At 69.3% G+C, this 11,273-nt stretch carries 11 protein-coding genes; 8 read left to right on the top strand and 3 right to left on the bottom strand.

The genetic code is table 11. The annotated features are described in order from the left end of the window. Positions 1-45: 45 nt before the first annotated feature. Positions 46-921, bottom strand: coding sequence for an esterase family protein (locus A5745_RS14100; protein WP_083662929.1), 876 nt, complete (start codon positions 919-921; stop codon positions 46-48). A 237-nt stretch (positions 922-1,158) separates the two neighbouring features. Between A5745_RS14100 and A5745_RS14095 the strand changes: the two genes are divergently transcribed. From A5745_RS14095 to A5745_RS14080, 4 genes are all read left to right on the top strand, one after another. Further along, on the top strand, positions 1,159-2,304 hold the full coding sequence (locus A5745_RS14095; RefSeq protein WP_076116725.1) for an LLM class flavin-dependent oxidoreductase: 1,146 nt from the start codon (positions 1,159-1,161) through the stop codon (positions 2,302-2,304). A gap of 2 nt (positions 2,305-2,306) precedes the next feature. After that, positions 2,307-3,647, top strand: coding sequence for an MFS transporter (locus A5745_RS14090; protein WP_076062482.1), 1,341 nt, complete (start codon positions 2,307-2,309; stop codon positions 3,645-3,647). Between the two features lie 104 nt (positions 3,648-3,751). Next, positions 3,752-5,116: an HNH endonuclease signature motif containing protein gene (locus A5745_RS14085; RefSeq protein ID WP_076116723.1), complete on the top strand. Its 1,365-nt coding sequence runs from the start codon at positions 3,752-3,754 to the stop codon at positions 5,114-5,116. A 55-nt stretch (positions 5,117-5,171) separates the two neighbouring features. After that, positions 5,172-6,530: an amino acid permease gene (locus A5745_RS14080; RefSeq protein ID WP_076116846.1), complete on the top strand. Its 1,359-nt coding sequence runs from the start codon at positions 5,172-5,174 to the stop codon at positions 6,528-6,530. Between the two features lie 27 nt (positions 6,531-6,557). Here the strand turns inward: A5745_RS14080 and A5745_RS14075 are convergent, their stop codons facing one another. Together A5745_RS14075 and A5745_RS14070 are read right to left on the bottom strand one after the other, a co-directional pair. Then, entirely contained in the window at positions 6,558-6,953 is a 396-nt protein-coding gene (locus A5745_RS14075) for a nitroreductase family deazaflavin-dependent oxidoreductase (RefSeq protein WP_076116844.1), read from the bottom strand. Positions 6,954-6,985: 32 nt separating this feature from the next. Next, positions 6,986-7,861, bottom strand: coding sequence for a hypothetical protein (locus tag A5745_RS14070; RefSeq protein ID WP_254848576.1), 876 nt, complete (start codon positions 7,859-7,861; stop codon positions 6,986-6,988). A gap of 73 nt (positions 7,862-7,934) precedes the next feature. Between A5745_RS14070 and hemL the strand changes: the two genes are divergently transcribed. The 4 genes from hemL to A5745_RS14050 are packed head-to-tail and all read left to right on the top strand — an operon-like array spanning position 7,935 to position 11,264. Beyond that, positions 7,935-9,269 (top strand): glutamate-1-semialdehyde 2,1-aminomutase, encoded by a 1,335-nt coding sequence (hemL, locus tag A5745_RS14065; RefSeq protein WP_076116722.1) that lies wholly within the window; start codon positions 7,935-7,937, stop codon positions 9,267-9,269. Beyond that, positions 9,269-9,877, top strand: a complete 609-nt coding sequence (locus A5745_RS14060) for a histidine phosphatase family protein (protein WP_076116720.1) — start codon at positions 9,269-9,271, stop codon at positions 9,875-9,877. Before hemL ends, A5745_RS14060 begins: the two co-directional genes overlap by 1 nt. Positions 9,878-9,894: 17 nt before the next feature. After that, on the top strand, positions 9,895-10,479 hold the full coding sequence (locus tag A5745_RS14055) for a TlpA disulfide reductase family protein (protein ID WP_076116840.1): 585 nt from the start codon (positions 9,895-9,897) through the stop codon (positions 10,477-10,479). Next, entirely contained in the window at positions 10,476-11,264 is a 789-nt protein-coding gene (locus A5745_RS14050) for a cytochrome c biogenesis CcdA family protein (protein ID WP_076116718.1), read from the top strand. Before A5745_RS14055 ends, A5745_RS14050 begins: the two co-directional genes overlap by 4 nt. Positions 11,265-11,273: the final 9 nt, after the last annotated feature.

Here is an 11,273-nt window from a genome sequence, read left to right as displayed (position 1 = left end):
TTGGCGGGGTGGGGGTGGGTTCCGCGGGATCGTCATCGGTCTCGGCTAGGTCGCCATCCAGGCTAGTTCGCCGGGCAATTGCGCGCGCCAGTAGTCCATGTCATGCCCGCCATCCGAAAAGCCGCCCGCCGGAGGCTTTTTCAGCTGGTTGACGAATTGACGAGTGGCGAAGTAGAAGCGGTCGCCGGTGCCGCAGTCGACGCGCAGCGGGATCTGCGACAGCGCCGGCAGCCCCACCACGCTGTTTTGCACCCAGTCGTCGTAGCTGTCGAACGCCCCCGGGGCGCTGCCGGTGTACGAGGTGTACAGCGCGGGGCTGATCGCGCAGATCCCGGCAGTCCGCGCCGGCCCCAGCTTGGCGCCCAGGTGCAGCGCGCCGTAGCCGCCCATCGACCAGCCCATGAAGCCCACCCGGGAGATGTCGAAACCCATCGAGGACAGCATCGGCAGCAGCTCGTCGAGCACCATCGCGCCGGCGTCGGTGCCGTCGGCCCTGCGGTGCCAATAGCTGTTGCTGCCGCCGTCGACACCCACCACGGCGAACGGCGGCTTGCCCTCCTTGACCAATTGCGCGAGCGCTTTCTCGGCACCACAGTCCAGCACCATGTTCGCGTTGCCGTCTTTGCCGTGCAGGGCGATCACCGGGCGCAGGGATCCGCTCTGGGAGTTCTGGCCGGGCGGCAGGGCGATCACCCAATTCGTCTTGACGCCGCCGCGGGCCGCAGAGATGAACGAACCGGTGAGCTTGTTCGACAGAGTGCTGCCCGCCGCCGAGGGCTCGAACGGCGCGGGAGCTTGCGGCAACATCGCGGCTTGCGACTCGAGCGGATCCAGCAGGGCGCTCAAAGCCCACACTCCGGCGGCTCCCGCGCTGGCTCCGACGCCCATTCGCAAGATGGCGCGACGGGTCAGGTGAGGCATGGTCGCAATGATGCCGCGCTGAGCGGGTATTACCGGCCGAGCCACGCCGTATTGGAAGCATTGTGTGATCTCGTGTGATCACTCGGACACGAAGCGGTTACCTTCCCTGCCGACTTTATGCCGACTTGCGCCACCGCCACTTGCGATCTCCGCGGTTTCAACCCTCGCATGGCCCGCCGAGGTTTTACACGATGAAGCTTTCGCGCATTGGCCGACGGCTGACCGAAAGAGGATTGAATGAGCCTGGCATTTCATTGGTTTCTGCCGACCTACGGCGATTCCCGAAATCTGGTCGCGGGCGGGCATGGCACCGCGATGCACGGCGACAGGCCTGCGACGTTGCGTTACCTGCACCAGATTTGCGCGGCCGCCGAGGACAACGGCTTCGAGGCGGTGCTCACGCCCACCGGATTGTGGTGTGAGGACGCCTGGTTGACGACGGCGACGTTGATCGAGGGCACCGACACGCTGAAGTTCCTGGTGGCGTTCCGTCCCGGGCTGCTCAGCCCGACCCTGGCCGCGCAGATGGCCGGGACCTTCCAGCGGCACTCGGATGGGCGGCTGCTGCTCAACGTCGTCACCGGTGGCGAACCGCACGAACAACGCGCCTACGGGGATTTCCTGGACAAGCAGTCGCGGTATGCCCGCACCGCCGAGTTCCTGCATGTGGTGCGCCAGCTGTGGACCTCGACCGAGCCGGTGAGCTTCGCCGGCGACCACATCCGCGTCGAGGGCGCGCAGCTGAACAACCCACCCGACCCGATCCCCGCGGTGTTCTTCGGCGGGTCGTCCGGATCCGCCGGGCCGGTGGCGGCCAAGTACTCCGACGTCTACCTCACCTGGGGTGAGCCGCCCGCGGCGGTCGCGCAGAAGCTGGACTGGATTCGGGGGCTGGCCGTCGACGCCGGCCGGGTTCTGCGGTATGGCTTGCGAATTCACGTGATCACCCGTCCCACCGCAGAGGAAGCGTGGGCGGAGGCCGACCGGCTGCTGGCGGCCGTCGACCCGGCGGACGTCGAACGGGTGCAGGCCAGCCTGGCGCGCAGCGAATCCGAGGGTCAGCGCCGGATGCTGGACTTGCACGGCGGCAGCACCAACCGGCTACTTGTCGGGCCCAACCTGTGGGCCGGGGTGGGGCTGGTCCGCGGGGGAGCGGGTACCGCCCTGGTCGGGTCGCACGCCGAGGTCGCCGAACGGCTGGCCGAGTATGCGCAGCTGGGCATCAGCCACTTCATCCTGTCGGGGTATCCGCACCTCGAAGAGGCCTACTGGTTCGGCGAGGGCGTGCTGCCGCTGCTGGAGCGGTTGGGCCTGTGGAAGCATCCCAGCCGCCAGTCGCAGCCGGCCCCGTCGACGCCGTTCGCGATCGCATCGGCGCACTAGTCATGGCAACGACGTTGCCCGACGCGGGGATCGCCGCGCCGGTAGGTCACGACGAATCCGACGTCCAGCGACGACGGCGGCTGCGCATCGTCATCGCGGCTAGCCTGTTGGGCACCACCGTCGAGTGGTACGACTTCTTCCTGTACGCCACCGCGGCCGGCCTGGTGTTCAACAAGGTCTTCTTTCCCGACGCCAGCTCCCTGGTCGGCACGCTGCTGGCGTTCGCGACGTTCGCCGTCGGGTTCGTCATGCGCCCGATCGGCGGGCTGGTGTTCGGCCACATCGGCGACCGGATCGGCCGCAAGCGCAGCCTGGCGTTGACCATGCTGATCATGGGCGGCGCGACGGCGTTGATCGGGGCGCTGCCCACCGCGGCGCAGATCGGTGCCTGGGCGCCGATCCTGCTGTTGGTGCTGCGCATCCTGCAGGGTTTCGCGCTCGGCGGCGAGTGGGCCGGCGCGGTGCTGCTGGCCGTCGAACACAGCCCCGGACACCGGCGCGGCCGCTTCGGAGCGGTTCCCCAGGTCGGCCTGGCGCTCGGATTGGCTTTGGGCACAGGCATATTCGCGTACCTGCAGATCGTGTTGGGTTCGGCCCGGTTCCTCGCCTACGGGTGGCGGATCGGGTTCCTGCTGAGCATCGTGCTGGTCGTGATCGGGATCGTGGTGCGGTTGCGCGTGGAGGAAACCCCGGCTTTCCGCGAGCTGGCCGAGGCCGAGGCCGCATCCAGCGTGCCGATCCGCGAGATCGTCCGCGAACCGCGGTCCCGGCGCAACACCGTCCTCGGACTGCTGTCGCGCTGGGCGGAGGGTTCGGCATTCAACACCTGGGGCGTTTTCGCGATCAGCTACGCCACCGGCGCGTTGGGGTTGCACCGCGTGTCGGTCCTGGTCGTGGTGACCATCGCGGCCCTGCTGATGGCGGTGCTGCTACCCGTATCGGGGGTCCTGACCGACCGCTACGGCGCACGGCGGGTGTACCTGACCGGCGTGATCTGCTACGGCCTGGCGGCCTTTCCCGCCTTCGCCTTGTTCGGAACCAAGAACCTGCTCTGGTTCGGGCTGGCGATGGTCGTCGTGTTCGGTGTGGTGCACGCGCTGTTCTACGGCGCGCAGGGCACGCTGTACTCCGCGCTGTATCCGACGCGCACCCGCTACACCGGCTTGTCGTTCGTCTACCAGGTGTCCGGCATCTACGCCTCCGGGGTCACCCCGATGATCCTCACCGCGCTGATCGCGGCGGCCGGGGGCAAGCCGTGGTGGGCATGCGGGTATCTCGTTGCGACGGCGGCGATCAGCGTGGTTGCCACGGCGCTGATACGCGAGCGCGACTTGCATTTCTGAGCCTGGCCGGGGGCGCTTGATTTGTTGTAATCCCTTGTGTCACTTTGGCTTCAGTGGTCCCACGACGACTGATTCTTGTCAGTGGCCGTTTCTAGGATGCCGGTATGGGTTCGAGCACGCGTGAGGAGATCGTCGAGGTCTTCGACGCCCTCGATGCCGACCTGGATCGCTTGTGCGAGTTGTCCTTTGACGTGTTCACCAGTCCGGAGGTGTTGCGGGCCCTCGAGCGTCTGGAGCGGGTGGCGCGGCGGCTGCGGGCCCCGCAGCACACGCTGATCAACCAAATCGGCGCACAAGCCGGTCCGGAAGAACTGGGTGGCCCGCTGCGCTCGGCGCTGGCCGACCGGCTGCGCATCACGAAGGCCGACGCGGCGCGGCGCATCGCCGAAGCCGCAGACCTCGGGCCGCGGCGGGCGCTGACCGGGGAGCCGCTGGCGCCGCACTTGAGCGCGACCGCGAGCGCCCAGCGCCAGGGACGCATCGGCGACGGGCATGTGAAGGTGATCCGCGACTTCTTCGTCCACTTGCCCGCCGAGGTGGACCTGTGCACCCGCGAGGCCGCTGAGGCCGATTTGGCCGAGCGGGCCAGCCACTATCGCCCCGATGAGGTGGCCCGCTACGCGCAGCGGATCATGGATTGGTTGCACCCCGACGGCGAATTCAGCGACGCCGAGCGCGCCCGCAAGCGCGGCATCACCTTGGGCAGGCAGGAATTCGACGGCATGTCGCGCCTGAGCGGCCTGATCACCCCGGAGTTGCGGGCGGCGATCGAGGCCATGTTGGCCAAGCTGGCCGCCCCCGGCGCCTGCAACCCCGAGGACGAAATCCCGGTCGTTGACCAGGAACCGGACGAGGATGCGGTGCGCCGCGACAGCCGATCCCAAGCCCAACGCAACCATGACGCAGTGCTGGCCGGACTGCGCGCCCTGTTCGCCTCGGGCGAGTTGGGTCAGCACAACGGGCTGCCGGTGTCGATCGTGGTGACGACCACGCTGCAGGAACTGGAGGCCGCCGCCGGCAAGGCGCTCACCGGTGGCGGCACCCTGGTGCCGATGTCGGATGTGATCCGCTGGGCCGGCCACGCCCATCACTATCTGGCGATTTTCGGCCAGGGCAGGCCGCTGGCGTTGCATCACACCAAACGGTTGGCCTCCCCGGCGCAGCGAATCATGCTCTACGCCAGGGATCGTGGGTGCACGAGGCCGGGCTGCGACGCACCGGCCTACCACAGCCAGGTGCATCACGTCCGCGGCTGGGCCAGAACGCGCCGCACCGACATCGATGACCTCACCTTGGCCTGCGGCCCCGATAACCGCCTCGTCGAAAAGGGCTGGACCACCCGCACCAACGCACGAGGCCACACCGAATGGCTACCGCCGCCGCACTTAGATCGCGGCCAGCCCAGAACCAACGCGTTTCATCACCCCGAACGATTCCTGCGTGGCCAAGACGGCGACGAACCCGTTTGACGCGCCGCCGGCCAGCCCGATTGCCGCCTTGCCCGCCGATGTGCTGTGGTTAACCATGGCCAGCACAACGCAACTGCGCCAAGGGTTGTCGCAACGGCAACTCAGCATGATCGCCCTCGGCGGCGTGATCGGCGCCGGGCTGTTCGTCGGGTCGGGCGTGGTGATCCGCGATACCGGCCCCGCCGCGTTCCTGACGTATGCGTTGTGCGGCCTGCTGATCGTTCTGGTGATGCGCATGCTGGGGGAGATGGCCGCCGCGAACCCATCTACCGGATCGTTCGCCGACTACGCGGGGCGGGCGCTGGGCGGCTGGGCGGGGTTTTCGGTGGCCTGGCTGTATTGGTACTTCTGGGTGATCGTCGTCGGCTTCGAGGCGGTCGCCGGCGGAAAGGTGCTGGGCTACTGGTTTCACGCGCCGCTGTGGCTGCTGTCGTTGTGCCTGATGCTGCTGATGACCGCGACCAACTTGTTCTCGGTGACGTCCTTCGGCGAATTCGAATTCTGGTTCGCCGGAATCAAAGTCGCGACGATCGCGGTGTTCCTCGCCGTCGGCGGGGTGTTCGTGCTGGGGCTCCTGCCCGGCCACCACGCCGACGTCTCCAACCTCACGTCGCACGGCGGATTCTTCCCAAAGGGTGTCGGCGCGGTCTTCGCGGCCATCGTGGTGGTGATCTTCTCGATGGTCGGCGCCGAGATCGTCACCGTCGCCGCCGCCGAGAGCCGCGATCCCGAGCTCGCGGTCCAGCGCGCCACGCGATCGGTCGTCGCGCGCATCGCGGTCTTCTTCGTCGGCTCGGTGTTTCTGCTTGTCGTGATCCTGCCGTGGAATTCGGTCGAGGTGGGAGCCTCGCCGTATGTCGCGGCGCTCAAACGCATGGGTCTGCCCGGCGCGGGTCAGGTGATGAACGCGGTGGTGCTCACCGCGGTGCTGTCGTGCCTGAACTCCGGGCTCTACACGGCGTCGCGGATGCTGTTCGTCCTCGCCGACCGGCGTGAAGCGCCGGCTCGGCTGGTCAAGCTCAGCCGGCGTGGCGTCCCCCATCTCGCCATCCTTTTTTCGTCGGCCATCGGATTCGGCTGCGTCGTGATGGCGTGGCTGGCGCCCGGCACCGTGTTTCTTTTCCTGCTCAACTCGTCGGGCGCCGTCATCTTGTTCGTCTACTGGCTGATCGCGCTGTCGCAGATCATCCTGCGTCGCCGGACACCGCCGGAAAAGCTGCGGGTGAAGATGTGGCTCTTCCCGGTGCTGTCGGTTCTCACCCTCGCCGGAATCACCGCGGTGCTGGTGCAGATGGCGTTCGACCGCTCGGCGCGCAGTCAGCTCTGGCTGTCGCTGCTGTCGTGGGCGGTGGTCATCGGCCTGTACATCGCCGCCCGGGCCCGCGGCCGAATCGCCGCGCGCGCAGCGCAATAGCTCGGTCGGTCCCGTCAGTCGGTCTGGTCAGTCAGTCTTGGTGAGAAGCACCGCCTGCTCGAACGGCAGCCGGGCGAAAGCCGCCCGCCACCTACCCTCAACGTGCGGGGCCGCCTCGGCCTTGCTGACGACCCGCGGGTCGGTGATGCCGAAAGTCTTGGCGTTGCGGCGCATCCGGCCACCTCCGGCCGCGTCGAGGTTCTTCAGCCAGTCGCGATCCGGGCCGTAGGTCAGCACGATCGCCACCCCGGGTTTGCCGTCGACGCTGGTGTAGAACGCATTCACCGGTGTGCGGTAAGGCTTTCCGGAGCGCCGTCCGACATGCTCGACGATCGCGAACGGCGGCAGCCAGCCGGCCCACATCCGCTGAATGGGGTTGGTCACGTGACGGTTGAAGCGGGCGAGCCGCTGTGGCAATTGCATGCCACCATCCAACCCGTCCCCGACGGCCGACTTCAACCCGTGCGGCGCGGCGCGGGCACCAGCGTGCGCGCCAGCCGGGCCGGCCGCGACGGCGGCGGATGCCACGGCTGCCGGTCGTCCGCTGGCCACGCGTAGCACGGCGTCCCCTCGGCCAGCAGCAGTCGCAGGCCGGGAACGGCGAGGGCGCCGGCGGACCAGTCGTAGAGGGCCTCGACGCGCGGCTGGATGACGCCGACATCGAGCAGATGCGCAACCCCGTGTTCCGCCCGCAGATAAGGCGCCAGGTCGTCGCCCAGCGGGTAGCGGTCGGGGAGCACCCGGGACAGCGACAGGAAGATGCCGGTCATGCCCAATCGCGGGTCCCCGAGTGGCCGACCCGCGAACGCCAGCCAGCCGAGCGCGAGCCGGGGCGCGGCGACCAGCGCGTGGGCATAGAGCACCCGCATCAGCACCAGGTTGATGAAGAAGCGTTCGACGCGGGACTCGCGCGATGCGAGGTCCCGGTGGTCGAGGTAGGCGCTGACGACGCTGATGTTGTGTGCCCGGTACCACCGCCGCGCGGACGGGCGCCGGATGAACTCGAGTGTTGCGGCGACCGCAGGGGAGCTGGGATCGCCGGGATGCCCGAACGCCAGCGCGCGGGCTTCCCAGCCGTCGCACAGCAGGCGTTCGTTCATCGCGCGCCACCAGGGGCTGCCCGGGGCTGGCTCGTCGGGCGGGTTGAGCAGCCCGCGTCGCAGCTGCCAGCCCATAAAGGCCGATGCCGCCAGCCGATACGGCAGGTGGCCCCGGTCCACCCGCCGCGGGACTTCGTAGAGCTCGCGCATCAGTGCCAGCCGGGCCTCGGGGTCCTCGCGGACCGCGGCAACCCTGCCGCGGGCGATCTCGACGGCCGTCTCCCGAGTCACCAGTCGATTGTGGCGGAGCCATCTCTTACACCCTGTAGTTGATCCGCACGGGGAGGCTGGAACACTGGTGGCCATGGGCAGCACTGACCAGGCCGCCCCTCAGACTGGAGGGGCTGTGAGGACCTCGGCGGCTCTGTTCGACGATGCGTGCGCGGTCATTCCCGGGGGGGTGAACTCGCCGGTGCGCGCGTTCACGGCGGTGGGCGGCACCCCGCGCTTCATCACCGAGGCGCACGGATGCTGGCTCACCGACGCCGACGGCAACCGCTACGTGGACCTGGTGTGCTCGTGGGGCCCGATGATCCTGGGCCATGCCCACCCGGCCGTCGTCGACGCCGTCGCCAAGGCCGCCGCCAACGGCCTGTCCTTCGGGGCGCCGACTCCGGCCGAGACCCAGCTGGCCGCCGAGATCATCGGCCGGGTGACGCCGGTCGAGCGGATCCGGCTGGTGAACTCCGGCACCGAAGCCACCATGAGCGCGGTCCGGCTGGCCCGCGGCTTCACCGGCAGGGCCAAGATCGTCAAGTTCTCCGGCTGCTACCACGGGCACGTCGACGCGTTGCTCGCCGACGCGGGTTCCGGGGTGGCGACGCTGGGCCTGCCGTCCTCGCCCGGGGTCACCGGTGCCGCTGCGGCCGACACAATTGTGTTGCCCTACAACGACATTGATGTCGTACGTGACACGTTCGCGCGACACGGCGACCAGATCGCCGCGGTGATCACCGAGGCCAGCCCCGGCAACATGGGAGTCGTGCCGCCCGCGCCGGGCTACAACGCGGCGCTGCGCGCGATCACCGCCCAGCACGGCGCGTTGCTGATCGTCGACGAGGTGATGACGGGTTTCCGGGTAAGCCGAAGTGGTTGGTACGGAATCGATCCCGTGGACGCCGACCTGTTCACGTTCGGCAAGGTGATGAGCGGCGGGTTGCCGGCCGCGGCGTTCGGCGGCCGCGCCGAGGTGATGGAGCGACTGGCGCCGTTGGGCCCGGTGTATCAGGCCGGCACGCTCTCGGGCAACCCGGTGGCCATGGCCGCCGGGCTGGCCACGCTGCGCTCCGCCGACGATGCGGTCTACGCCACGCTGGACGCCAATGCCGACCGCCTGGCCGGTCTGCTCGCCGAGGCGTTGACGGAAGCCGGTGTCCCGCACCAGATTCCGCGGGCCGGCAACATGCTCAGCGTGTTCTTCTCCGATACCCCGGTGACCGATTTCGCGTCCGCCCGCGCCAGCCAGACCTGGCGGTTTCCACCGTTCTTCCACGCCCTGCTGGACGCCGGCGTCTACCCGCCCTGCAGTGCCTTCGAGGCGTGGTTCGTTTCGGCGGCTCTGGACGACGCCGCATTCGACCGCATCGCCGCCGCGCTGCCCACCGCCGCCCAAGCGGCCGCCCAGAAGGACGGACCCTGATGGCCGAGCACACCCGCGTCAATGTGGTGCGGCACGGCGAGGTGTACAACCCCACCGGGGTCCTCTACGGCCGGCTGCCCGGATTCCACCTGTCCGAGGCGGGCCGGGCGCAAGCGCAGGCGGTGGCCGACGCGCTGGCCGACCGCGATGTCGTCGCGGTGATCTCCTCCCCGTTGCAGCGGGCCCAGGAAACGGCCGCGCCCATCGCCGCGAAGCACAACCTGCCCGTCGACACCGACCCCGACCTGATCGAATCGGCCAACTTCTTCGAAGGCCGCCGCGTCGGCCCGGGCGACGGCGCCTGGCGCGACCCGCGGTTTTGGTGGCAGCTGCGCAACCCGTTCACCCCGTCCTGGGGCGAGCCGTACACCGAGATCGCGGCCCGGATGACCACCGCGGTGGACAAGGCGCGCGCCCGCGGCGCCGGCCACGAGGTGGTGTGCGTCAGCCATCAACTGCCCGTGTGGACGCTGCGGCTGCACCTGACCGGCAAGCGGCTCTGGCACGACCCACGCCGGCGGGAATGCGGGCTGGCCTCGGTGACCACGCTGGTCTACGACGGCGACCGGCTGGTCGACGTCGAATACTTCCAGCCGGAGAGCTCTTGAGCGTGCGGTGGCTGGCGATGGCCGGGGCGGTGGTGGCTGGCTTGGTCGCCATGGTGCTGGCCGGCTGCTCCGGCCGCGACGCGGTGGCCCAGGGCGGCACCTTCGAATTCGTGTCGCCGGGCGGCAAGACCGACATCTTCTATGATCCGCCCGCAAGCCGCGGCCGTCCGGGCCCGCTGACCGGGCCGGACCTCGCGGATCCGGCGCACGCGATCTCGCTGGCCGACCAAACCTTCGCCGGCAACGTCGTCGTCATCAACATCTGGGGGCAGTGGTGCGGGCCGTGCCGGGCCGAGGTCGATCAACTGCAGCGGGTGTACGACGCCACCCGCGGCTCCGGGGTGTCCTTCCTCGGCATCGACGCGCGCGACAACAACCGCCAAGCCGCCCTGGACTTCGTCGACGACCGGCACGTGAGCTACCCGTCGATCTACGACCCGGCGATGCGTACCTTGATCGCCTTCGGGGGCAAGTACCCCACCACCGTCATCCCGTCCACCCTGGTGCTGGACCGCCAACACCGGGTCGCGGCGGTGTTCCTGCGTGAGCTGCTGGCCGACGACCTGCGGCCGGTGGTCCAGCGCGTGGCGCAGGAACGATGACCGGGTTCACGCAGATCGCCGCCGCCGGGCCGCTGCTGGTGGCGATGGGGGTGTGCCTGCTGGCGGGTCTGGTGTCGTTCGCCTCGCCGTGCGTGGTCCCGCTGGTGCCGGGCTATTTGTCGTATCTGGCGGCCCTAGTGGGCGAGGCCGGGGTGGACGATGAGCCGGGGCCCGGCGGAGTCAAAGCCCCGCCGGCCGCCCGCTGGCGGGTCGCCGGGTCGGCGGCCCTGTTCGTGGCCGGGTTCACCACCGTCTTCGTGCTCGGCACCGTCGCGGTCCTCGGCATGACCACCACGCTGATCACCAATCAGCTTGCGCTGCAACGGGTTGGGGGCGTACTCACCATCGTCATGGGGCTGGTGTTCGTCGGCCTCGTCCCGGTCCTGCAGCGCGAGGCCCGGTTCAGCCCGCGCCGGTTCACGACGGTGGCCGGGGCGCCGGTGCTGGGCGCGGTGTTCGCGCTCGGGTGGACGCCGTGCCTCGGGCCGACGCTGACCGGCGTGATCACCGTCGCCTCGGCCACCGAGGGTGCGAACGTGGCGCGCGGCATCGCCTTGGTGATCGCCTACTGCCTGGGACTCGGGATTCCGTTCGTCTTGCTGGCTTTCGGCTCGGCGCGGGCGGTGGCCGGCCTGGGCTGGCTGCGCCGGCACACCAGGGCCATCCAGATCTTCGGCGGGGCGCTGCTGATCGCGGTCGGCGCCCTGCTGGTCACCGGGGTGTGGAACGACTTCATCTCCTGGCTGCGCGACGCGTTCGTGTCCGACGTGAGGCTGCCGATTTGAGGCAACTCC

It is taken from the genome of Mycobacterium sp. IS-2888, assembly GCF_001954215.1.
Classification (GTDB): Bacteria; Actinomycetota; Actinomycetes; order Mycobacteriales; family Mycobacteriaceae; genus Mycobacterium.
Note: the sequence above shows the minus strand (reverse complement) of the source record. Positions and strands in the feature narration are given on the sequence as shown.